1 protein-coding gene is annotated in these 230 nt (G+C 36.1%); it reads left to right on the top strand.

The features are described 5' to 3' along the window. A partial coding sequence (locus tag AAEY80_RS14935) for a hypothetical protein (protein ID WP_350588653.1) occupies window positions 1-230 on the top strand: 230 nt, incomplete at both ends.

Genomic DNA, 230 nt, shown 5'->3' with positions numbered 1-230 from the left:
GCTTTATACCAACCAAATATGGATGACTTTCCACTATCTATCATTTGTTGTTTTATCATAAGCGATCGTTGGGATGAACAAGCATTATTGGCACTAAAAGAGAAAGTAGGGGCTGATTTTTTAGTAGGTCTACAAATAGATGATAGTGAGTTTGAGAGCTTGGACATCATAGAGGGCATTGTTAAGTGTCAGCCAGATAAAGTAAAGGATGTTATTAAACTGCTTGATGT

The organism is Psychrobacter sp. 78a-MNA-CIBAN-0178, assembly GCF_040309625.1.
Classification (GTDB): Bacteria; Pseudomonadota; Gammaproteobacteria; order Pseudomonadales; family Moraxellaceae; genus Psychrobacter; species Psychrobacter okhotskensis.
The sequence above is the reverse complement of the archived record's forward strand: the minus strand, read 5'-3'. Positions and strand labels throughout refer to the sequence as shown.